Origin of the sequence: Caulobacter sp. RHG1, from assembly GCF_013181195.1 — a bacterium.
In the GTDB taxonomy this organism is placed as follows: Bacteria; Pseudomonadota; Alphaproteobacteria; order Caulobacterales; family Caulobacteraceae; genus Caulobacter.
In genome coordinates this window covers 448,260-470,658 of record NZ_SMZP01000001.1, presented here as the reverse complement: position 1 = coordinate 470,658, position 22,399 = coordinate 448,260, and the positions used below count along the sequence as shown (strand labels likewise).

Sequence of the window (22,399 nt, the reverse complement as noted above, 5' to 3'; positions counted from 1 at the left end):
GTCCTGGGCCCCGGCGAAGGACGCCGGGGCCTTTCTCCAAGGTTTGGCGGCTTTCATGACTGATCCCGTTCGTCCCTCGCGGCGTGGCTTGCTGGCCCTGTTCGGCGCCGGCGCGACCCTGTCGTCCACGCCGGTCCTGGCGCAGGACAAGCTGAGCACCGCCGTCTTCACCCACGGTGTGGCCTGCGGCGACCCCACGCCGAGCGGCCTGCTGCTCTGGACCCGCGCCGTCGGGGAGGGGGGCGAGATCCGCCTGGCCTGGGAGGTCGCGACGGACGAAGGCTTCGTCAAGATCATCCGATCGGGCGTCGCCACGACCGGTCCTGCTCGTGACTACACCTGCAAGGTCGAGGTCGAAGGCCTCAAGCCCGGCGCGACCTACCACTATCGCTTCCGCAGCGCCGACGCGGTGTCGCGCGTCGGTCGCGGCAGGACCTTGCCGGCCAAGGGCGTCAAGGCGGCGCGGCTGGCGGTGGTGTCGTGCTCGCACTACGGCTTCGGCTATTTCAACGCCTATCGCGCCATCGCCGACCTGACCTCGCCGATCGACGCCGTCGTGCACCTGGGCGACTACATCTACGAGTACGGCGTCGACGGCTATGGCGGCGCCGAGAGCAAGATCTTGGGCCGTCAGCACCAGCCGGCGCACGAGATCGTCACCCTGGCCGACTACCGTCAGCGCTTCGCCCAGTACCGCACCGACCCGGACCTGCAGGACCTGCATGCGCGAGCGGCCTTCATCACTATCTGGGACGACCACGAGACCGCCAACAATGCCTGGATGGGCGGCTCGCCGGCTCATGACGAGAAGACCGAAGGGGCCTGGGAAGCGCGCCGGGACGCCGCCATCCAGGCCTATTTCGAATGGCTGCCGATGCGCGATCCGCCCGCGGGCCAGCCGCGTCACGCCTTGAACCGCGTCTATGACTACGGCGACCTGGTTTCGCTGATCGTCATCGAGACCCGCCTGACCGGCCGCACCAAGGCCCCTAGCGCCTCGCGCGACATGATTCGCGACGCCGCGGGGCGTCCCGATCCTGTCCGCTTCGAGAAGGAGGTTCTGGATGCGCCCCAGCGCTCGATGATGGGGGCGAGGCAGGAGGCCTGGCTGGACCAGGCGCTGACGGCGTCGGTCAAGCGCGGCGCTGCGTGGCAGATGCTGGCCAACCAGGTCATCGTCGCCCGGATGCGCGCGCCCGACTTCATGTCGCTGCTGCCCAAGGACCTGCTGGACGACGCCCTGACCCGGCCCGGCGCCAAGCGCTGGCTGGAGAGCACGCGTCTGGGGCTGCCGATCAATCTGGACGCCTGGGACGGCTATTCCGCCGCGCGCCTGCGCCTTTACGACACCGTGCGCAAGACCAAGGCCAATCTGGCGGTCCTGACCGGCGACACGCACATGTTCTGGGGTAATCGCCTGCACGACCCGCGCGACGAGACCCCGGTGGGCGTGGAATTCGGTGTGGGCAGCATCACCTCGCCCGGCGGCTACGAGACCATCAGTCCCGACCCCCGCATCTATGCGGTGGCGGAGAAGGCGTTGGTCGATCGCAATCCGGACGTCCGCTTCGCCCACGCGCGCGACCACGGCTTCTTGCTGGTCGAGATCGGCCGTCAGGCCATCACCTGCGACTATTTCAAGGTGGCCAACATTGCGGTGCGCGGCGGGAGCGCCGAACGTTTCTGCCGGATCAGCGCGACGCGGGCAGGCGCGATGACGGTTACGCCGACAAGCGCCTAGCCCAGGCGGCCGCGGCGGAGCTTGGCGACGATCCGCGCGCCGTTGCGGTGGAAGGCGTCCGCGCCGAACTGGGTCAGGATCCGCTCGCGCGAGACCTGGCCCATCGCGGCCAGGCGCTCGGGAGCCTTCAACATGTCGGCGAGGGCGGACGCCAGCTCCCGGGAGTCGCTGGGCGGCACGACGACCCCGCTGATGGTGTCGGCGATGCTGTAGGGCATTTCGCCGACCGCGGTGGCGATGACCGGCAGGCCCGCCTGCATCGCCTCGTGCGCGGCGATGCACAGGCCTTCCCGCCGTGAGGGTTGGACATAGAGGTGCAGACCGGCCAGGAAGTCGCGCGGCCTGGGCTCGTAGCCCGTCAGAACGACATGGGTAAGGCCCGCCGCATCGATCGCCGCCTGCAGGGCCGATCGCTGCTGGCCCTGGCCGCCGATCGCCACCTCGAACGGGACGGGAGGCGAGAAGCCCTGGAGCTTCAGCCGGGCCAGCGCCTTGATCAGCAGGTCATAGCCCTTGGCCGGGTGCAGTCGGCCCAGGCTGCCGATCCGCACCGGCTGGCCGGGACGCCAGGGCGGAGCGACCGGGGCGGTGGGATCGGCCGAGAACAGGGGCCAGGTGGTCAGGCGATCGGGCGGGGCGCCCAGGCGACGCGCGGTGAGGGTGGTGACGGACTGAGAGTCGCCGATCCACAGGCGCGACAGGCGCTGGCCGGTGCGCAGCAGGAAGGCGTTCGACGGCTTGAGATAGGCGTTGTGCTGCCAGCTCACCACGGGAACGCTCCGATGCGCGCCGATCATCTGGCCCAGCACGGTGGCGCGGCTCAGCGAGGTCCAGATCACGTCCGGCGCGAAGCCTTCCATGGCCTTGTCCAGCCAGAGGAGCGCCGAGATATGGTCGCCCTCGGCGCCGTCGCGCACGTGAACCGTGACGCCGTCCCGCTGCAGGGCGGGCAGACCCAGTCCGTCGCGGCGCAGCAGGGCGAAGACCTCGACCGTGGCGCCCTCGATCTCCAGCACGCGAACCACGGCGGGAAGCGGTGCGCAGGCCCCGCCGCCCTCCATCGAATTGATCACATAGGCGATGCGCATGGTCGGTCTCAGGCGCTGGCGCGGCGCAGCGGCGCCTCGGCGTGGGAGAGGCCGGCGAACCGGGCGACGGCGGTGGCGGCGCGTTCGGAAGACGGCTGGTCGGTCAGGTCGAAGCTCTCGGCGAACATCGCCTCCTGCACCGGTCGCCAGACGCTCTCATGTCCGGCTTGGGCCTGGTGAAGCGCGGCTTCCAGCTGGTCTGGACCCTCGATGACCGGGCCGTTGCGCCAGTGCGCGAAACTGGGATCGCCCCGCCAGGACAGGCGGTGCGGATTGAGAAACACGCACGGCCTGGGGTTCAGCAGGAACTCGTAGATCTGGCTCGAGACGTCGCCCAGATAGATGTCGGCGCGGCGCGTATAGGCCATGGTCGTGGACGCACGGCTGCCCAGGTCGATGTGAACGTTCGGCGCACGCAGATAGCGTTCTTCGATGCGACCCGGGCGGTCGATCCGCAGCTTGTCGATGGTCACGACGAACGACCGCTCGAACAGCATGACGTGCGGCGCGAAGATCAGGTGGTAGTCGTCGTGCTCGACGAACCAGTCCAGCACCTGCCGGCCGATCTCGTACCAGGACGACAGGTGCGGCGAGAGGTGGGGATTGTAGAGCACGACCGGACGACCGTCCTCGATCAGCGGATGCACGTTTGCGCCTTGGCCGGCGACGTCGAACTTCGGATAGCCCACCATCGAGATCTTGCTGGGGGCGACCTGCGCCTCGGCGATCAACCGGTCGCGGATCTTGGGGCCGGAGACCAGCACATGGTCGAAATCGGCGCTGACCTTGTCGAAGCCGATCGCCCGGTCGCCCGCGCCGTGGCGGGTATGGACGATCTTCAGGTCCTTCAGGCCATGACGCGACTTGAGGATCAGGGAGGTCTTCTCGGCGACCACCAGCACGTCCAGCGACCGGAAGAAGTCGAGATTGTCGCTGTAGACCAGCAGCTTGGCGGCCGGCAGCAGGGCGTCCAGCGACGCGGCCAGGATCTTCGAGCCGACCGTGTTCAGCGCCAGTTCGACATGCTCGACGGACTGGCCGATCGCCGGGCCACCCAGGCGACGCACCTCGGCCGCAAGCCGCGGATTGGTGGTCGCCACGATGACCTCCGCATCTGCCCACTGCGCCAGCGCTATGGCGATGGGCAGGCTGTGAGCGACCTGGTGGATCTGATCGTGATTGAAGAGGAAGCCGATGCGCATGCGCCGACGACGTCGGCGCGGGCGGCGACCCACATCGATTTCTAGAAGCGCGCGCTCAGACGCATCCCGACCGTGCGCGGACGCAATGGCGTGATCTGACGATCCTGGGCCAGACGGAAGGGGTTGCCGAAGGTGAAGCTGTTGGCGGTGAGGTCGAACGGGTTGTCGACATAGGCGTCCAGCGTCCAGCGCGCGTTTTCCAGCGAGGCGCTCAGTCGCGCGGTCACGTAGTCGCCCATGGTGTGCTTGTTGTCGGCGTCGAAGGTCAGGTGGGAAGGCCCGACATAGGCCGCGCGGCCCTGCAGGCGCAGGGTCCAGTCGCCGACCAGCGGCCGGTGGTAGTCGGCGGCGAGGCTGAACGAGGTCTTGGGCACGCCGGGCAGGCCCGCGTCGATGCGGGCGTTGAAATGGTCGGCGAGGGCCGTGACTTCCGGCTCGTTGACGAGGCCAGCCGCTTTGAGGTCCAGCCGCTCGCTGGCGCGCCAGGCCGCCTCGACCTCCAGGCCGCGATTGGTGCCCGAGCCGACATTGACGGTGTAGAGCAGACCGTCAGGCAGGTACTGATCGCTCTGGATGGCTTCCCAGGTGGCGTAGAAGGCCGCGATCCGCACCTGCAGCCGGTCGTCGAGCCAGCGGGTCTTGGCGCCGAGTTCGTAGTTCCAGAGCTCGTCGGCGCCATAACGACGCTGCGGGGCGTCGGGGACATCATAGGGTTGGCCGATCTGGCCGCTGGTGTTGAAACCGCCCGGGCGATAGCCCTCGGCGGTCTGGGCGTACAGGGTCAGGTCCGGCGTCGGCGTGTAGCGCAGCATGAACTTCGGCGACAGGCCGGTGGCGTTGGCCGAACCCCGGAAAGGCCGGACCCCGGCGCCCTGCTCGACGGTCGAGCGCGTGTTGAGATTGAAGCGGAACAGGCGCAGGCCCATCCTGGCCGACAGCGCCTCGGTGAGGTTGTAGCTGGCCTCGCCATAGATCGCGGTTTCGTTGATCCGGTCGGTGCGCAGCTCGCCATAGAGCGCCGTTTCGGCGGTCGGCTGCCTCAGCAGTTCCGTCTCCAGGCTGGTCCTTCCTGACGAGGCGAAAGCACCGGCCAGCCAGTGGAAACGGCGCCCGGCCGGCGACGAGTAGGTGACCTCCGCCACGGTCAGATTGATCTCCTTGGACTCGTCGAAGGCGGCCAATCCTGCCGACGCGCCAAAGCGGGGAAGCGCCGAGGAGGCGTCGTAGCGGCTCTCGAAATGATGGTTCAGGCGAGCGGCGGAGGCGACGACCCGTCCCCATTCGCCTTCACCGGCGAGGGTCGCATAGACCTGGTTGAAGTCGTTGTCGTGCGGCTCGCGAATGCGGTTGTCGCGGGTGAACGGACCCAGGCGGCGCAAGCCATACTGGGTGTCGGCGGTGTCGATGGACTGGAAATTGAAGCCGGCGGCAGCCGTCCAGTTCGGGGTGACAGCCGCGCGCAAGGCCAGCCTCACACCATCGCGCCGGGAGACGTTGCTGTCGTCCGCGGCGAGGGTGGGATTGTCGATATAGCCGCTGAAGCGCTCGCGATAGATGACCCCCCGCAGTGCGACCCTTCCCGGGATCAGCGGCAGGTTGCCGACCGCTTCCAGCTCGTGGTTCAGGCCGCCGCGGCGCGTGGCGGACAGGCCCGCCAGCAGCGTTGCGGAATAGTCGTCGAGGTCGGGTTTGCGGGTCTGCAGGCGTACGACGCCGCCGATCGAGCCGCCGCCGTACAGCGTCCCCTGCGGCCCGCGCAGGATCTCGACCCGCTCGAGATCGGCCAGGCGCAAGTCGGGATCGGGCGCGTTGTAGGTGATCGGGACGTCGTCCAGATAAAGCGCCACGGTCGACTGGGTCTCGCCGGTGAACGCGCCGTCGGACAGGCCGCGCAGCAGGATCTTGTCGCGACCCGGACCCAGGTTGGTGACCACCATGCCGGCCACCTGGCCCGTCAGGTCGGCCAGGCCCACCGAACGGGTGCGCGCCAGGGCGGCGCCCGAGAAGGACGAGATCATGTACGGCGTGCGGCCCAGCAGCTCGGGGCTCTTGGGCGCGGTGATCACGACCTCGCCGAGCGCCAGCGGGGAAGGTGGGGGCGCCGGCGGCAAGGCGATCAGCTTCTGGAGCGAAAACCGCGGCTTGGGCTTGGCGGTGATCACCACCGTCAAGGCGTCGTGGATGGTGTAGTCGCAGCCGGACTTGGCCAGGATGCGTCGCAGGGCTTCGGACAGCGGCATGCGTCCGGACACCGCGTCGCTGCGCCCCTGGCAGGCGAACAGGTCGCCGCCCAACGAGACTTGGGTCTGCAGCGCCAGATCGATCAGTGCGGCGTGCACCGGCTTGGCCGGAACGTTCACCCGCACCTTTGCCGGGGCCGCACTGGCCGTCGACGGCGCCAGGGCGGCCGTCAGGCCGAGCGCCAGGGCGCCGGCATGCAGAGGGTGGACAGGACGCATGCGCGGATCAGTAGCTCGGCGCGCGAGCCTTGAGCACGATCTCCGTCCCGGTGTTCTCGGCCGTGACGGGAGCGAACAGTTCCAGGTGCCGCAGCATCGCTGCTTCCTTGTCGATCAACAGGACGCCGCTGACCTTGACCTGTATCGCGCCGGGATCAACCCGGATCGGCGTCGGGACGTAGCGATTGAGGTCGGCGACGACCTCGGACAGCGGGGCGTTCTCGTAGGTCAGGCGGCCCTTCTTCCAGGCGAAGGCCCGATCGGGCTGGACCTTGCGGACCGTCGAGCGGCTCTCGCCGACCCGATGCAGCAACTGGTCGCCATAGGTCAGCTGATGGACGTCGGCTTGACCGGCGTCCGAAACCCGCACGACGCCTCGCCGCACCGTCACGGCCAAGGTCTGGTCCGAGCGCAGGATGTTGAACTCGGTGCCCAGCACGCGCACGTCGCGATCGCCGGCCTGGACGGTGAAGGGGCGGCTTTCGTCGCGCGCCACGTCGAAGCTGGCTTCGCCGCGCGCCAGGACGACATCGCGCTGCTTGCGCGCCAGGCGGACTTCCAGCCGGGTGTCGCTGCTGAGGCTCAGGCGCGAGCCGTCCGCCAAGGTGATGTCGCGCACCTCGCCCTTGGCGGTGGTGAAGGTCTGGGTCTGGGGGGCGGTCAAGGTCGGCAGGACGGCCAGGGTGACGACCGCCGCCGCCGCCGTCAGGGCCGCGACGCCCCAGGTCCAGGCGGGCGGCCGGCGCGAAGGCTTGCGAAAGGGCACGACGGTCTGGGGCGCGGGCTCCGCAGCCGGAGTCTCGTCCGTCTCGTCGAGATCAAGCCAGGTCGCCTCGACCTCGTCATAGGCCAGGCGATGGCGTTCGTCGGCTTCGAGCCAGGCCTGGAAGGCCGTCCAGTCCTCGACCTCGGGTTCGCCCTGCAGTCGGATGAACCATTCGACAGCCGCCTCCCGATGGACCGGATCTAGGGCAGGGGTGGCGGTCATGGTTTCGTTGCGGCTCCGGTTGTGGCGGCGGCCGAAGGGGGCGCCTGGATCTCCGACGCCGCACGATGGGCGAGGCCACCTCGGTTGTGGGTCCGGTGGTGCGAAAATGCAACAATCATCGGCCGACCCGGATGACGAGATGCTTTAGGGCCAGGGCGATGTGCTTCTCGACGGCGCTGCGCGAAATGCCCATGCGTTCGGCGGCCTCGGCTTGGGACAGGCCGTCGAACTTGTGCAGCCGGAACGCGCGCTGGGTGGCCGGCGCCAGGGTCTCCAGGGCGGTCACCAGTTTCTGCAGGCGCTGGCGGGCGATCACCGCGCTCTCGGCGTCGGGGGCGTCGACGACGTCGATAACCCCGATGCTGGCCTGGTTGTTGCGCCGCCATTCGGCGTCGCGCGCGCCCGCCCGCCGCTTGGCGCGCAGTCGATCCAGCATCAGGTTCTGCGCCAGGCGGTACAGGAACGCTTCCGGCTTCAGGATCATCTCGTCCGCGGGCACGGCGCAGACCTTCAGATACAGTTCCTGAACGAGATCCTCGACGTCGGCCGAAGGTCCCAGGCGCGCCTGGAAGAACCGACGCATCTCCGCCGTGCGTTCCAGGTAGCTCTCCAGAAGCGGCGTCTCAGCGGCCAAGGCTGGGTCCTTCAGCGGGACGAATGCGGCGCCGCGATCGTGCGGACTGTAGGGAATCGGCATTGATTTAGCCCGGCCCCGTACAGGAGGCCAAGCCCCGCAGCTTATTCCCGCAGCGACGCCGGCCCGGCGTCCAGATAGGGGCGATACAGCGCCTGCGCCTTGGTGATGACGGTCGGGCCTTGCACGCCAGCGACCAGCAGGAGCGCGGCGACGAAGACCAGCCCGTCGAACGCTGGACCTACGCGCGGGGAGGGCGGCTGCGCGGCCGTCGCGCCGTAGGCCATCGCCAGACTGGCGAGCGCGCCGCCCAGCGCCATTCCGGCGACGACGTCCGAGGGCCAGTGCGCGCCGATATAGACGCGCGAGATCGCCGTCAGCAGTACGATCGCGGCGGCGCCCGTCCAGACTAGCGGACGCCAGGGGCGCGGAAGGCCGCGTCCGGCCATCCAGGCGAGGGTCAGGTAGAGCGCCGCCGCCGAGCTCGCGTGGCCGCTGGGGAAGCTGAAGGCGTCGACGCCGGAATAGAGAACCGAGGGGCGCGCGACGTGAAACGCGGCCTTGATGGCGGCCGTGGCCAGGGCGGCGCCGGCCATGACGCTGACCAGAGCGACGGCCCATCGCCAGCGTTGGCTCCACAGCAGATATGACGCGACGAGCACCGTGGCGGCTGTGCGCTGGCTGCCGTCGCCCAGCGCCGAGGCCGCGACCATGAGGCCGTCGAGAGACGGTGTCCGCAGGCTGAAGACCCAACGCGCCGCGACGATATCGGCTTGGCTCACCCACGGTCGACTGACGACGATGACGCCCAAGGCGAGGACGAAGATGACCAGCAGGCCGGCGGCGGTCAGACCGGCCAGCCGCCATTGGCCGGCCGCCTTCTCCGGCGCCAACTTCACGCGGCGCAGCAGCACGGCGCCGCCGATCAGCGCCGCTGTGAGCGCCAGAAGGATGAACGCCGAGCCGCCCCCGACGGCCTCGGCGGTGAGGCCCGCCAGCGCGCCCGGCAGGATGAAGGCCGGCGCCCACAGCAGCACCGACAGGATGTTGACGCGATGGAAGCGGCGCGGCTCCAGGCCAAAGCCTCCGGCGATCATCGGGACCATAGGGCGCATGACGGGCAGAAAGCGGCCGATCGCCACGCTGGCTGCGCCATGGCGGTGGAACAGGGCTTCGCCGGCGGCCAGCATCTTTGGGCGGGACTGGAAGACGCGAGCCTGATCCAGCCGGCCGGCATATTGCCGGCCGACTTCATAGGAGATCCATGTCCCCAGGACCGCGCCGACCGCGGCGGCGGCGAGGATCTGCGCCAGGGAGCCGCCGCTCATCGCCGTCGCCGCGCCCAGGCCCAGAAGCAGCGAGGTTCCGGGCACGAACAGCCCGATGAAGGGCAGGCTTTCCAGAAAGGCGACCGCAAAGGCGAAGGCCGGGGCCCAGGCGATATGTCGGCGAATGACGTCCCCGGCGAGGTCGAGATATGCGTTCACGGTGAGGGCGGCGCCTTGGCGATCGATGATCTTGGGTGGCGATCACGACGCCGCGTCGGCGGCTTGATGCGCGCGCGACGATGCCGCCCGCGACCTTCGCGCGCGATGTCGGCGGCTATACAAAACCCCAAGGTTCAGGGGGCTCAGATCTCGGCGAGCTGGGCCAGATAGGCGTTCAGGACATCGCGCTGCAACACCAGGAAGGCGAACTTGCCCTGGCGGCAGATGCGGATCAGCCCGGCCGTCTCGAGCTCCTTCATGTGGTGCGAGAAGGTGGCGGCGCTGACCGGCATATGGGCGGCGACCGCGCCGCAGGCCGTGGGCTCGCTGGCCGCGCCGATCTCCTTGAGGATCTGGCGGCGGCGCGGCTCGGCCAGGGCCTTGGCGATCAGGGTCACCTGGCGCTCGTCGAGCACGATCGGCGGGGCGTCTTCCATCGCTCTCATATGCGGTGGGCGACGCTCAGAAGCAAACGGGCAGCAGAAAGGGCGGGACCTTTCGACCCCGCCCTTCGGAAGTCTCTAGAGCCGAAACTAGTGTTTCAGCGCCAGCTTGATGTCACGCATCTGATCGTGGCCGGTCTTGACCGAGGCCCAGGCCTTTTCGATCACGGCGCGGGTCTGGGGCTCGACGTCGGTGTCCTGCAGGGCCTTCTCGTACTTGCCCTTGATGTAGTCCTCGCCGGACTCAACCTCGTTGACCACGGCTTCATCGCCCTTGGTCAGTGAGTCCTTGAGGTTGACGAAGGCGCGGTGGGCGGCGGCCAGGATGGTGCCGTCGTCCTTGGCCTCGCCGCCCAGACGGCGAACCTCGTCCTGCAGTTCCGAGGCGATCGAGCGGCGCTCTTGGGCGCGGCGGGTGAAGAGGTCCTTGTAGCGGGCGCTGTCGGCGTCCTTGGCGGCCTCTTCATAGCCGTCGGCGCTATCGATGGTGGTCTCGACCAGGCCGTTGACGAGCTTGATGTGGTCTTCGTTCGTATGCATGGGGCGACTCCACTTTGGAAGGTGAGCCGGGTCAACGCAGGGCGGGCGCTTAGGGTTCAGCCCGTAATCTTCGCGCCGACATGATCGATGCCGAGGACTTCGCAATGCAGGGCCTGGCGATGGCGTTCGGCGGCGCGGGCCTTCTGGTCGTCACTGCGCTGGTCGTGGCAGGCGGGGCAGGAGACGCCCTCGATATACAGCGGCGAGGCGCGATCCTGCGGACTGACCGGCATGCGACAGCCGCGGCACGAAGCGTGGGTCCCCTGGGTCAGACCATGACCGACCGCGACCCGCTCGTCGAACACGAAGCATTCGCCACGCCACAGGCTTTCGGGCTCTGGGACCTGCTCCAGATAGTCGAGAATGCCGCCCTGCAGGTGGAAGACGTCGGCGACGCCCTCGGCCTTGAGGAAGGCGGTCGACTTCTCGCAGCGGATGCCGCCGGTGCAGTACATGGCGACTTTCAGCGGGGCGGCGTCCGGGCCGCGTTCGGCCTCCACGCCCTGGCGCCAGTCGCGGAACCAGGTCGGGAAGTCCGAGAAACTGGCGGTCTTGGGATCGACGGCGCCTTCGAACTGGCCGACGGCGACTTCGTAGTCGTTGCGGGTGTCGATGACGAAGACGTCGGGATCGCTGATCAAGGCGTTCCAGTCGGCGGGCGCGACATAGGTCCCGGCGTCGGTCGGGTCCAGGTCCGGCTCGCCCAGGGTGACGATCTCTTTCTTGAGCCGGACCTTCATCCGGTAGAACGGCATCCGTTCGGCCCAGGCGGTCTTGGGCTTCAGATCGGCGCAGCCGGGGAGGGCGCGGATGTGGTCCAGCACCGTCTCGATGGCGGCGTCTTCGCCGGCGATGGTGCCGTTGATGCCTTCGGGAGCCAGCAGCAGGGTGCCCTTGACGCCGAGGCCGCAGCATAGGGCCGCCAGCGGGCCCTGAATGGCCGCCGGGTCGTCGAACCGCGTAAAGCGGTAAAGCGCGGCGACGCGGATATCAGGCGAGGCGGACATTGGCGTCGTGCTGGATGCGGGCGACCATCGATTTCAGGCCGTTGGAGCGCTGCGAAGACAGGGCTTCGGACAAACCGAGCTTGTCCAGCGCGGCCTTGGCGTCGAAGGCGGCGATGTCGGCCGGCGTGTTGCCCGAATAGAGCCGCAGCATGATGGCCACCAGGCCGCTGACGATGTGGGCGTCGCTGTCGCCGCGGAACTTCAGCGTGCCGTCTTCCTGCGGTTCGGTGACCAGCCACACCTGGCTGGCGCAGCCGCGCACCTTGTTGTCTTCCGAGCGCTCGGCGTCGGTCAGGGGCGCAAGATCCTTGCCCAGCTCGATCACGTAGCGATAGCGCTCTTCCCAGTCGCCCAGGAGCTCGAACTCGTCGGCGAGGTCGGTGAGGGCGGTGTCGATCGGGCTGGTCATGGGGCGCCAATTAGGGGGAGCGACCCCACAAGGCAAGCCAAGAGCCTGTCCGTTTCTGATGTCCATCAGAAACGGATAAAACAGGCTCGACCATCAAGGACTACCCGGCGGGCAGGATCAGTCGGGCCAGGAAGCCGGCGCCCAGGCTGGACGACAGCTTCAGCCGTCCGCCCATGGCGCGCGACAGCAGGTCGACGATCGGCAGGCCCAGGCCGACGCCTTCGCTGGTGCGGGTCAGGGCCGAGCCGGCCTGCTCGAACGGCTGCAGCAGACGGGGCAGTTCGGCGCTCTCGACGCCGGGGCCCTGGTCGCGGATCGAGATCTCGACCTCGTCGCCGATGCGGCTGGCGGCGACATGGACCACGCCGCCGGCCGGCGAGTGGGCGACGGCGTTCTGGATCAGGTTCGACAGCATGGTGCGCAGGCCGCGGCTGTCGGCGACGACCAGCGGCAAGTCGCCCTGGCCCAGGACATGGACGACGACCTCGCGACGGGCGATCTCGCCGCGCAGGGTGTCGAGCACGTCTTCCAGCGCCTCGTCCAGCGGCTCGGGCGTCATCTCGATGTCGGTGACGTGGCCTTCCAGGCGGGCGATCTCGACGATCTGATTGACCAGCTTCAGCAGCTTGAGGCCGCTGTCGTGCACGATCGTGGCGTATTCCCGGTACTGCTCGTTGCCCAGGGGGCCGTACAGTTCCTGGGACAGGATCTCGGAGAAGCCGATCACGGCGTTCAGCGGCGTGCGCAGCTCGTGGCTGACCATGCGCAGGAACGAGCGCTTGCGGTCGTCCAGAGCCAGGCGTCGACGTTCCTGCGCGGCCGCGCGGCGATCGGCCGGCGCTGGGGCTGCGAAAGGCGTGACGATGGACGGGTCTTTTTGGGACGCCGCTTCTGGCATGGTGAACTCCCGGACGTTCTGTCCGTACGACTCTAAGGTCGTGATCATGCCTGACGGCGCTTACGAATCCGTTTCCGTCCACAACAACCCGACATGGAAAGATCGCTTAACGATTGTGCGCGCTTGGCCGGACCCGGCGCCAGGCGTTAAGGTTTGAAGACAGCGGCGGTCCTGCCGCGCCTGAAGTCATTGGCCTTTGGAATTCGAGACGCTTCCAGACCCGATCAGACGCCCCGCTCGCGCGGCGGGGTTTGATCCTGCGCACGCGTGGCGCCTGGGCTGGCTGGCGGCGATCTGTCTGGCGGCGGCGGCGGCTCTGTTCGCCCAGAACCCCGGCGGCTGGCCGATCTGGGCGGCGCTGGGCGCGGGCGCGGTTCCGGCCCTGGTCTCCCTGCTGCTGCCCGGAGAGGACGAGCGCACCCAGTCGGTGCTGCTGGTGCTGTGGGCTGTGGGCGGCGCGCTGGCGGCGGTGCTGACCGGCGGCGTCTCGGGCGCCATGGCCGCCTGGTGTCTGGCCCCGGTCGCGGCAGCCTCGATCCTGGATCAGCCCAAGCGTTTGGCCGAGGGCGCGGCCCTGGCTCTGATCGGCGGCTGCGTGGCCGCCCTCAGCCAGCTTTCGGGCCTGGCCCCGCCGACCCCTGCGGGGGCGCTGGCCTTTGTCCTGGGCTTTCTCGCGCTCGTGACCACGGGCCTTGGTCTGGCCGCGGGCCTGCTGATCGGCCGTCGCCGCCAGGGTGCGCGCGACGATCGCTACGCCGCCGAGATCATCGGCCTGGAGACCTTGCTGGACGGCCTGCCGCACCTGGCCATCTCCATTCGCGGCCATGGCACGGTCACCGCCGTGCGCGGCGCGCCGCCGGCCGGGATCACGACGACCGACCTGGTCAATCGCGGCCTTGCCGGCGCGGCGGCGCCGAACGACCGCCAGCGGGTGACCGCGGCCATCGCTGCGGCCCATCGCGACGGCGCGGCCAGCCTGGCCTTCAATCCCGCGCTGGGTATCGAGCGCATCGTCGCCCTGGATCTGCAACGGGTCGGCCCCAATCAGCTGGTCGGTCTGCTGCGCGACGTCACGGTCGAACGCAATCGCGAAACCAGCCTGGACCAGGCCCGCGCCGACGCAGAGGCCCTGGCTGCAGGTCGCGCCCGCTTCCTGGCCAATATGAGCCACGAGCTGCGCACGCCGCTGAACGCCATCATGGGCTTCTCGGACATCATGCGCGGCCGGATGTTCGGCCCGCTGAGCGACCGCTACGGCGAGTATGCCGAGCTGATCCACGAAAGTGGCGGCCACCTTCTGGACCTGATCAACGACGTGCTGGACATGTCGAAGATCGAGGCCGAGCGCTTCGAGCTGCAGCGCGGCATCTTCGACGCCCGCGAGGCCGTGCAGGCGGCCATGCGCCTGCTGCGCGTCCAGGCCGACACGGCCAGCGTCCAGCTGCGCGGCGTGCTGCCCCCGGGCGAGCTGGAGGTCGACGCCGACCGCCGCGCCCTGAAGCAGATCGTCCTGAACCTCGTCTCCAACGCCCTGAAGTTCACCCCGCGCGGCGGCCAGGTGACCGTCACCGTGCATGGCTATGACGGCGTGCTGGAGATCGTCGTCGCCGACACCGGCGTCGGCATCAGTCCCGAGGACCTGGAACGCCTGGGCCGCCCCTACGAGCAGGCCGGCGGCGTCGAGCAGCGAGCGCGCGGCACGGGTCTGGGCCTGTCGCTTGTCCGCGCCTTCGCCAAGCTGCACGGCGGCGAGATGATCATCGAAAGCCGCCTGGGCGCGGGCACCACCGTCTCGGTGCGTATGCCCGTGCTGCTGCAGCCGGTGCGTCCGGCCGCGGCTCCGGAGCTGGCTGGCGACGCTGTGCCCGAAGAGATTTTCGCCGAGCAGGAGGTCGCCGATGCGCCATCCAATCTGGGCGACAACGTGATCGCCTTCGCTCCGCGCTAGTCCGGTCTAGCGCAGGAACGCCCGTCCGGCGGCGAAATCCCCGACCTCGATATAGGCCTTGCGAGTCTGCTCGAGGCCGCTGCCCGGCAGGGTGAATTCCACGGTCACCGCCTCGCGCGGATCCAGCTGCGCGATGGCGTCCGCCGCCGCCGTGGGAAAGCGGAAGGCCAGGCCGGTCTTGGCGTCCTTCGGCAGCAGCGAGGGCGGCGCCTCGTCCCGGCCTTCGGCGTTGAACACCAAGCTGGCGTTGCGCGGCGGCACCTTGGCGGCCAGGTTTCGGCCCGCGCCATTGGCGATGTAGGGACCTGAGGTGCGCCGAGTGTCGCGAACGATGATCCGCGCCGCATAGGGGCGCTGGCCGTTCGGGAAGGTCGAGACCGCCATCAGCGCCTTGGAGCTGCCGGCCAGGCCGAAGATCATGCGGTCGCCGCCGAAGTTGGCGGGTTGCGACAGGCGCCAGACAGGGATCAGCGCCGAGACCGGCCGGTCGGCGCGCCAGGACGCGACGTCGCCCGGATAGACCATGACCAGCAGCTTGGAATAGCCCTCGAAGCCTGTCCGGACACGCGCGGCGGCGGTGGTCAGGTCCTTGGCGTTGCAGGCCACGTTCGCCGCCTTGCTCCGCGCGCGCTGCTCCAGGGCGATGACCTGGTCCTGGCTGGCGCCGGCGCGCAGCGTCGCGCCGCGCGCCTGGGCTCGGGAGGCGTCCAGGGCTGCGGCCAGGTCGGACGAGAACAGCCGGCAGCGGCCGTCTGCCGCCGTCATCAGCGTGCGTTCGTAGAGCTGGTCGGCGGCGTTGGCGGCAAGTAGCGCGGTGGGGACGGCCATGGCGACCAGCCCGATCGACACCCCGATCCATCGCGCCCCGCGACCTTTCTGGTGCGTCATCAGCGGAAAATTCTCGTATGCTTCGAGACTTGAGGGGCGATCTGTACGCCTCGTGGGGTTTCGGTTCGGTTATCGCATGCAGCTTTCGACGGATATCTGGGTGGGCGCGTTGATCCGACGCGCCGAGCTGGGCGGCGCCTTCGCGACGGTTGCGCGCAAGGGCGATGCGCGGGCCGGGGTTGTGCTGGTCAAGGTGGTGGATCGTCGGGCCGGCGTGTCGCGGCTGTATAGCGAAGCGACCCGCGGCGACGGCGAGCGGTTCTGGATGCAACCGGTGCGATCCGATTTCGAGCCCGACCTGGACGCCTATGCCGAGCGCGCCGCCCGCATCGACCCGGACGTCTGGGTGGTCGAGATCGAGGACCGCGAGGGGCGCCATTTCCTGACGGAAGCCGTCGAGGCTGAGACCAAAACAGCGGACGGACTGTAGTCCGATCCCCGGCGACGCTTGCGGAGTGTCCCCAACAGGCCTTTCAAGCTGTGGAGAAGGCCGGTTCGGTCCGACGTTAACCGTGCTGCTAAACCTGAACTAAACCCCGTTTCGGGTACTTCTCTGGCGTCCGATCACCTGCGAAACCGCATCCGGAAGGTGCCATGCTTTTTCTGCTGAACGATGTCGTCCTGAACTTTGACGCGGCCGATATGGCGCCGCCGATGTCGGCCGACCGTTTCGCGAAGCTGTCGCTGAACTATGTGGGAGAGCTGGGCAAGGAGCTGTTCGCTCAGGAGCCGCTTCTGCACCACAAGGATCTCGATCGAGCGCACCGCCTGGCCGCCCTGATCATCGCCAAGGCGCCGGACGTCAACGCGGCCCTGTTCATCGCGCCGGGCCGTGGCTGTCGCGTCGAAGACGTTCAGGTGCGTTATGCGCAGCTGAACTTCGATGTCATGGGCGCGCTACTGCAACGCCAGAAGGCGGGCTCTTTGACCAACCTGGAAGCCGATCGTCAGGTCTGGCGGCGTCTGGCCGCCTGATCCTCAGATTGATCCTCAGACCAGGGTCATCAACCAGCTAATGGTCACCGCCAGGACGACGAGTCCGGCAAGCGTGACGCCAAAGCACAGAGCGCTGCCGGCGGGGTGTTGCCGGCCGTGAGCGCGATCGTGGTCGAGCAGGGCCATCTTTCGATATCCTCCATAAGCCCGACGATCTTGACGCCGTCGGTGCGGGATTTGGAAAGCATGCCTCCAAACCCTTTCTTCGAATAGGGTCTTTTTGTCCTTATGTGGAGCATAACCGCGCGCCGATTGCCGCGGTTCCGCTCAGCGCGCGCGCCAAAGTCCGCCAGGGTTGTTCTTTTCGGCTCTCCAATGTCAGATCGCATCGTGGCTTTGTGGGTTCGGTTAGAGGTCCTGATGCGTCGATCCATTTCGCGGCGGGCGCTTGTCGCGGCCGCTGCGACGTTCGCCGCGGCGCCAGCGATTGCGAAGTCTCAGGCTGAGACGCCCCAGGCCGTTACGCCCCTGACCGTGACGGCCACGGCTCGCGGCCGCGAAGCGTGGTTGCACACCCAGACACCGGCCTTTTCGCTCTACGGGCGGGTGGGCGAAAAGGCGCTTCTCCAGACCGCACGAGAGCTGCAGGACTTCGACGGTCTTCTGCGGACCGTGCACAATGTGGACGGGCAGATGGCCGGCAAGCCGCTGCCCATCTACCTGGTCCCGCGCCTGTTCGACCTGCAGAAGGTGACGCCCGGCCTGAAAGCTGGCGGCTTCTATAGCGCCTCGGTCGGGGACGTCTTCGCGGTCGTGACCTTGGACGGAGACCCGGACGACAGCCGCCGAGTGCTGTTCCACGAGTACACCCACCACTTCATGGCCCAGTACGCGCCGGCCGCCTATCCGTCATGGTTGGTGGAGGGCTATGCCGAGTATTTCGAGACCGCTCGCTTCAAGCCGGATTCCGTCGAGCTGGGCGTCACCAACCGCAGCATCGCCTGGCTGCGCGGCCAGGCCTGGCTGCCGTTCGACCAGATTCTGGGGCGGCGGGCGCGGGCCGCCAGTCGAGAGTACGACGTCCAGGCGTTCTATTCGCAGTCCTGGTTGTTGACGCACTACATGATGCTGGACCCCGAACGGTTCGCGCGCCTGACCCGCTACACCCAGGCCGTGGCCGCCGGCGGCGATCCGGTGGCGTTGATGCCCGAAGCCGCGGGTGTTGCGTTGGACGCGTTGCCGCGTGTGCTCCGCAGCTATATGGGCTCCTTGCCGGCGCGGCGGATCGCACGTCCGCCGTCGACCTTGGGGCCATTGAGGGTCAGCTCCCTGTCAGCCTCGGCCGACGACCTGATCTTGGAGAACCAGCGTCTGAAACGAGGCGTGCCGCGGGACGAGCGAGCCCAGGTGCTGGCGATGATCCGCGAGCGCGCCGCGCGCTATCCCGGCGATCGTTTGGCCGAGATGACCCTGGCTCGGGCCGAGAACGACTACGGCGATCGCGCGAAGGCCCAGGCCTTGCTGAAGGCGCGGATCGAGGCCGACCCGCGCGACGTCGAGGCCCTGCAGACCCTGGGCTATTCCTACATGCTGCAGGCCCGCGCCGACCGCGCTCGGGCCCCCGAGCTGCTTCGACTGGCTCGCGAGCAGTTCGGCAAGGGCTTCGCCGTCGATCCCGACAACGCCCGGCTGCTGTACGACTTCGGCATCAGCCGGCGCGGCGAGCCCGGCTTTCCCAGCGACAACGTCCTCAACGTGCTGCTGAAGGCTCAGCGACTGGCGCCGCAAGTTGGTCAGTTCCGCATCGCCGCCGCCGACGCTCTGATGCGCCGCGAGCGCTTCGACGAGGCCGTCGCCATGGTCGAGCCGGTGTTGAACGACCCGCACGGTGGCCCGGGCCTCGCCGAGGCCCGGCAGCGTTTTGAGCAGGCCATCGCCCGTCGACGACCTGCGCAAGCGGTCGAGGAAGATGACAAAAGCGGCTGATGGGGCTAGTCCCGCCCCATGAGCACTTCTCCCGTCGTTGAAGCCGCCCGCCGGCGCACCTTCGCCATCATCAGCCACCCCGATGCGGGCAAGACCACGCTGACGGAAAACCTGCTGCTGGCCGGTGGGGCGATCCGCGCGGCCGGCGCCGTGCGCGCCCGTGGCCAGGCCCGCCGCACACAGTCGGACTGGATGAAGATCGAGCGCGAGCGCGGCATCTCGGTCAGCGCCTCGGTCATGACCTTCGACCACGACGGCCTGATGTTCAATCTCCTGGACACCCCGGGCCACGAAGACTTCTCGGAAGACACCTACCGCACTCTGACGGCCGCCGACGCCGCGGTCATGGTGCTGGACGCCGCCAAGGGCATCGAGCCCCAGACCCTGAAGCTGTTCGAGGTGTGCCGCCTGCGCGACATCCCGATCATCACCTTCATCAACAAGATGGACCGCGAGGCCCAGGACCCGTTCGAGCTGCTGGACGAGGTGTCGTCCAAGCTGGCCTTGGATCCGGCGCCGCTGTTCTGGCCGGCCGGTTCGGGCGGACGCTTCAAGGGCATGCTGGACCTGCGCAGCCAGCAGTTCATTCCCTACGCCAAGAAGAGCTCGAACGACGACGAGGGGCATCCCGACCCGATCGCCTTCAACGGCAATGCGGTGGTCCAGTATCTGGACCCCGACGAGAAGGCCGAGCTGGAAGACAACGCCATGCTGGTCACCGAGGCCGGCAAGCCGTTCGACGTCCAGAGCTTCCTGGAAGGCCACATGACGCCGGTGTTCTTCGGCTCGGCCCTACGCCACTTCGGCGTAGATCAGCTCTTGGCCGGCATCGGCGCCTACGCCCCGCCGCCGCATCCGGCCAAGGTGACCAAGGCCGGGGCCGAGACCCACGTCGCCCCGGGCGACAGCGAGGTGTCGGGCTTCGTGTTCAAGGTCCAGGCGAACATGGACCCCAATCACCGCGACCGGATCGCCTTCCTGCGCCTGACCAGCGGCCGCTTCACCCGCGGCATGAAGCTGAAGGCCCAGAACACCGGCAAGGCCATGAGCGTCAATGCGCCGATCATGTTCTTCGCCTCCGACCGAGAACTGGCCGAGGACGCCTTCGCCGGCGACGTGATCGGCATCCCCAACCACGGCGTCCTGCGGGTGGGTGACAGCCTGTCGGAAACCGGGACCCTGCGCTTCGCCGGCCTGCCCAACTTCGCGCCGGAAATCCTGCGCCGCGTGCGGGTCAAGGATCCGCTGAAGGCCAAGCACCTGAAGAAGGCGCTGGAAGGCCTGGCCGAGGAGGGCGTCACTCAGCTCTTCCGCCCGCTGATCGGCAGCGACTTCATCGTCGGCGCCGTCGGCCAGCTGCAGTTCGAGGTCATGGCCGACCGCCTGGCCAATGAGTACCAGCTGGACTGTATCTTCGAGGCCAGCCCCTATGCCGAGGCCCGCTGGCTGTCGGGCGCGCGCGCCGACGTCGAGGACTTCGTCGACAAGCACAAGTCGGCCATGGGCCAGGACATCGACGAGCAGCCGGTGTTCCTGGGCAAGTCGTCCTGGGAAATCGGCTACGTCGCCGAGCGCTATCCGAAGGTGCGCTTCGAGCGGACCAAGGAGCGCGCCTAGCGCTCCTGGGCCGCCCGGAGGCGATCATAGACCGCCTTGATCTCCGGATCGGTCGTATTGATGGCGTAGGCCCTGGCCGCGGCGCGGCGGGCCTCGACCAGATCGGGCGGGGCGCCGCCCTTGCGCTCGAAGCGATCGATCCACGAGGCGGCTTCCACCGTGGCCAACATGGCGATCTCGGTCTGGGACGCCGCGGCTTTCGACAGCAAAAAGTCGCGCACGGTTTCGATCGCGCGGTTCGGGTGGCCAGCGTGACGCTGGAACCAGGCCAGGTGCAGGGCGATGTCCGACCACGGCGCGCCTAGGGCGTTGGCCTGCTGACGCCAGGCCTGGGCCAGGTCGGCGCCCTGACGATGCAGGTCGTTGCGCTTGAGGGCGCGCACCCACGGCCCGCGCAGGGCGCGTTCGGGCAGCTTGCCTTCGCGGCGGGCCATCTCCGCAGCATGGACGGCCTCCAGGTCTTCGACCGTGGCGAACGGCTTGGGATAGAGCTCGCCAAGCTCCGCTTTCATGCGTTGGTGCGCCTGTTCCTGCGGTGACACGCAAGCCTGGACGGCGACGACGACGGCATGGCCGGCGGGCGCGATCAGCAGGCAGTCGGGGAGGCGGGCGAAGGCGACGCGGACGCGCGCCTTGTCGCCGGCGCAGACGATGGCCTGTCGGGTCGTGTCGACCTCGATGATCGTCAGCGGGTCGTCGCAGTCGCCATCGTCCAGGGCGCAGCCGACCAGTTGGCCGGGCTGAGCCGCGTCGGTGCGCAGCCAGCGCTGAAGTAGGCGGCCGTCGATCTCGATCTCACTCATGAGGCGCAGATAGCCGGTCGGCGCGGCGGCCGTCGACGATGATCTTGAGCGAGACTATATCGGGCGGGTATCGGCTCAGGATCTTGCGCATGACCGTCGCTCCGCTCGCCATCGGCCTCGTGGCTCACGATGAGAAGAAGGCCGCCCTGGTCGAATGGGCGCTCGCACACGCGGACTTCCTGAAGGACAAGGCGTTGTTCGCCACCGGCACGACCGGCGGACGGATCCTGGAGGCGCTGCCGCAGCTTCACCTGGTGCGGCTGAAGAGCGGTCCGCTGGGCGGCGACCAGCAGTTGGGCGCGATGATCGCCGAGGGGCGGCTGGACGTGCTGGTGTTCTTCGTCGACCCGCTGTCGCCCCAGCCGCACGATGTCGACGTGAAGGCGCTGATCCGTCTGGCGACCCTGGCCAACATCCCGTTCGCCTGCAATCCGGCGACGGCGGATCTGATCGTCGCCCGCTAACCCGGGAATTTCAGCAGGTTCGGCCTGGGGATCGCGGCCTTGAAGCTGCCCCGGGTCTTGCTGGTGTCCAGGCCGAACTCGGCCCAGGCGGCGAGGAAGCCGACGGCGCTGTCGCCGGGCGAGGCGGGGACGAGGTTCAGCGTGGGGCGAGTCGCCAGAGCCTTGCGCGCCGCGTTCCAGGCGTCAGGCTCGGCGGAGGCATAGTCGCTGTCCGAGGCGACCAGTTGCGCGGCCAGGTTCGGATCGGAGAAGCGCAGCGTCACCGCCGCGTCTGCGGGCAAGTCGGAAAGACTGCTCAGCGCCTCGGTCAGCGCCGTCAGGCTCATTCTGGCGCCGCTCGCGCGCCGCTCGCCGCCGGCTGCGCCCTTGATCGTCGCCGCACCGGTCTCGCCGTCCATCCGACGCACCCATGACCAGCCGCCATAGCCCGGATCAGGACGGCAAAGGCTGGCGATCCACAGGGTGACGGCGGCCATGATGACACCTTCGAAAATGACTCGAGGGCGGTTCTTCTAGCCTGCTTCGGCGCGGAAAGGGGAGGGCGATGGTGAACGAAAGGTAAACCGATCTCTAAAACTTATAGTTAACGTCATTTTTAGTTCAGTGAACAAAGTTCTAATAAATCAGCATGATCACCAGCTACGCTTGTATTCGACAAAGCAAGAAGTGTGCCAACTTCATACATATTCAACCATATTGGTTGAAATTTGGAACAAGGTGTAAAAATATGGAAAATATTTATGGTTAACGCTGCATAAACATTCGTTAACCACTTGTTAAGCGCGTTGGCTCCGGTTTTGCTGCTCTGGCGTTGAAACCTTCGTCGGGCGTCCCGGCGTGGGACATCCGTGGACGGAGTGC

The 22,399-nt window shown here is 68.1% G+C and carries 22 protein-coding genes; 7 read left to right on the top strand and 15 right to left on the bottom strand.

Annotation, left to right across the window (positions count from 1 at the left end; genetic code table 11):
* Positions 1-55: 55 nt before the first annotated feature.
* Complete coding sequence (locus tag E1H18_RS02145) at positions 56-1,741, top strand: alkaline phosphatase (protein ID WP_172263235.1); 1,686 nt, start codon at positions 56-58, stop codon at positions 1,739-1,741.
* Here the strand turns inward: E1H18_RS02145 and E1H18_RS02140 are convergent.
* From E1H18_RS02140 to E1H18_RS02090, 11 genes are all read right to left on the bottom strand, one after another.
* Positions 1,738-2,829, bottom strand: a complete 1,092-nt coding sequence (locus tag E1H18_RS02140) for a glycosyltransferase family 4 protein (RefSeq protein WP_172263233.1) — start codon at positions 2,827-2,829, stop codon at positions 1,738-1,740. The two genes, E1H18_RS02145 and E1H18_RS02140, sit on opposite strands and share 4 nt — an antisense overlap.
* 8 nt (positions 2,830-2,837) lie before the next feature.
* Positions 2,838-4,031, bottom strand: a complete 1,194-nt coding sequence (locus E1H18_RS02135; protein ID WP_172263231.1) for a hypothetical protein — start codon at positions 4,029-4,031, stop codon at positions 2,838-2,840.
* Positions 4,032-4,072: 41 nt separating this feature from the next.
* Positions 4,073-6,490, bottom strand: a complete 2,418-nt coding sequence (locus E1H18_RS02130; RefSeq protein WP_172263229.1) for a TonB-dependent receptor domain-containing protein — start codon at positions 6,488-6,490, stop codon at positions 4,073-4,075.
* A gap of 7 nt (positions 6,491-6,497) precedes the next feature.
* On the bottom strand, positions 6,498-7,478 hold the full coding sequence (locus E1H18_RS02125) for a FecR domain-containing protein (protein WP_172263227.1): 981 nt from the start codon (positions 7,476-7,478) through the stop codon (positions 6,498-6,500).
* Positions 7,479-7,593: 115 nt separating this feature from the next.
* Entirely contained in the window at positions 7,594-8,175 is a 582-nt protein-coding gene (locus E1H18_RS02120) for an RNA polymerase sigma factor (RefSeq protein ID WP_172263225.1), read from the bottom strand.
* A 41-nt stretch (positions 8,176-8,216) separates the two neighbouring features.
* On the bottom strand, positions 8,217-9,599 hold the full coding sequence (locus tag E1H18_RS02115; protein ID WP_172263223.1) for a bifunctional DedA family/phosphatase PAP2 family protein: 1,383 nt from the start codon (positions 9,597-9,599) through the stop codon (positions 8,217-8,219).
* A gap of 143 nt (positions 9,600-9,742) precedes the next feature.
* Entirely contained in the window at positions 9,743-10,045 is a 303-nt protein-coding gene (locus E1H18_RS02110; protein WP_206679014.1) for a helix-turn-helix transcriptional regulator, read from the bottom strand.
* An 87-nt stretch (positions 10,046-10,132) separates the two neighbouring features.
* The gene (locus E1H18_RS02105; protein ID WP_172263219.1) at positions 10,133-10,582 is read right to left on the bottom strand and encodes a PA2169 family four-helix-bundle protein; all 450 of its coding nucleotides are present in this window, start codon (positions 10,580-10,582) and stop codon (positions 10,133-10,135) included.
* 56 nt (positions 10,583-10,638) lie between these two features.
* On the bottom strand, positions 10,639-11,589 hold the full coding sequence (locus tag E1H18_RS02100; protein ID WP_172263217.1) for a rhodanese-related sulfurtransferase: 951 nt from the start codon (positions 11,587-11,589) through the stop codon (positions 10,639-10,641).
* A complete protein-coding gene (locus E1H18_RS02095; protein ID WP_172263215.1) occupies positions 11,573-11,998 on the bottom strand; it encodes a SufE family protein in 426 nt (141 codons plus the stop codon). The genes E1H18_RS02100 and E1H18_RS02095 overlap by 17 nt, the downstream gene beginning before the upstream one ends.
* A 100-nt stretch (positions 11,999-12,098) precedes the next feature.
* On the bottom strand, positions 12,099-12,896 hold the full coding sequence (locus tag E1H18_RS02090) for a sensor histidine kinase KdpD (RefSeq protein WP_172263213.1): 798 nt from the start codon (positions 12,894-12,896) through the stop codon (positions 12,099-12,101).
* A 196-nt stretch (positions 12,897-13,092) separates the two neighbouring features.
* Here E1H18_RS02090 and E1H18_RS02085 point away from each other — a divergent pair, with 196 nt between their 5' ends.
* Complete coding sequence (locus E1H18_RS02085; protein ID WP_172263211.1) at positions 13,093-14,844, top strand: HAMP domain-containing sensor histidine kinase; 1,752 nt, start codon at positions 13,093-13,095, stop codon at positions 14,842-14,844.
* Positions 14,845-14,850: 6 nt separating this feature from the next.
* Here the strand turns inward: E1H18_RS02085 and E1H18_RS02080 are convergent, their stop codons facing one another.
* A complete protein-coding gene (locus E1H18_RS02080) occupies positions 14,851-15,732 on the bottom strand; it encodes a hypothetical protein (RefSeq protein ID WP_172263209.1) in 882 nt (293 codons plus the stop codon).
* A 76-nt stretch (positions 15,733-15,808) separates the two neighbouring features.
* Between E1H18_RS02080 and E1H18_RS02075 the strand changes: the two genes are divergently transcribed.
* Together E1H18_RS02075 and E1H18_RS02070 are read left to right on the top strand one after the other, a co-directional pair.
* The gene (locus tag E1H18_RS02075; RefSeq protein ID WP_172263207.1) at positions 15,809-16,162 is read left to right on the top strand and encodes a DUF1491 family protein; all 354 of its coding nucleotides are present in this window, start codon (positions 15,809-15,811) and stop codon (positions 16,160-16,162) included.
* A 164-nt stretch (positions 16,163-16,326) separates the two neighbouring features.
* Complete coding sequence (locus E1H18_RS02070; RefSeq protein WP_172263205.1) at positions 16,327-16,707, top strand: hypothetical protein; 381 nt, start codon at positions 16,327-16,329, stop codon at positions 16,705-16,707.
* A gap of 15 nt (positions 16,708-16,722) precedes the next feature.
* Here the strand turns inward: E1H18_RS02070 and E1H18_RS26600 are convergent, their stop codons facing one another.
* Positions 16,723-16,854 (bottom strand): hypothetical protein, encoded by a 132-nt coding sequence (locus E1H18_RS26600; RefSeq protein WP_241735854.1) that lies wholly within the window; start codon positions 16,852-16,854, stop codon positions 16,723-16,725.
* 234 nt (positions 16,855-17,088) lie between these two features.
* On the opposite strand from E1H18_RS26600, the gene E1H18_RS02065 reads away from it, so the two are divergent.
* Together E1H18_RS02065 and E1H18_RS02060 are read left to right on the top strand one after the other, a co-directional pair.
* Complete coding sequence (locus E1H18_RS02065; RefSeq protein ID WP_172263203.1) at positions 17,089-18,654, top strand: hypothetical protein; 1,566 nt, start codon at positions 17,089-17,091, stop codon at positions 18,652-18,654.
* 18 nt (positions 18,655-18,672) lie between these two features.
* Positions 18,673-20,271: a peptide chain release factor 3 gene (locus E1H18_RS02060; protein WP_172263201.1), complete on the top strand. Its 1,599-nt coding sequence runs from the start codon at positions 18,673-18,675 to the stop codon at positions 20,269-20,271.
* On the opposite strand, the gene E1H18_RS02055 is transcribed toward E1H18_RS02060, so the two are convergent.
* Positions 20,268-21,074 carry a hypothetical protein gene (locus E1H18_RS02055; protein WP_172263199.1) on the bottom strand — a complete coding sequence of 269 codons (807 nt, stop codon included), beginning with the start codon at positions 21,072-21,074 and terminating at the stop codon, positions 20,268-20,270. The two genes, E1H18_RS02060 and E1H18_RS02055, sit on opposite strands and share 4 nt — an antisense overlap.
* 89 nt (positions 21,075-21,163) lie before the next feature.
* On the opposite strand from E1H18_RS02055, the gene E1H18_RS02050 reads away from it, so the two are divergent.
* Complete coding sequence (locus E1H18_RS02050) at positions 21,164-21,538, top strand: methylglyoxal synthase (RefSeq protein WP_172263197.1); 375 nt, start codon at positions 21,164-21,166, stop codon at positions 21,536-21,538.
* On the opposite strand, the gene E1H18_RS02045 is transcribed toward E1H18_RS02050, so the two are convergent.
* Positions 21,535-22,014 carry a ribonuclease H gene (locus E1H18_RS02045; protein WP_172263195.1) on the bottom strand — a complete coding sequence of 160 codons (480 nt, stop codon included), beginning with the start codon at positions 22,012-22,014 and terminating at the stop codon, positions 21,535-21,537. The two genes, E1H18_RS02050 and E1H18_RS02045, sit on opposite strands and share 4 nt — an antisense overlap.
* Positions 22,015-22,399: the final 385 nt, after the last annotated feature.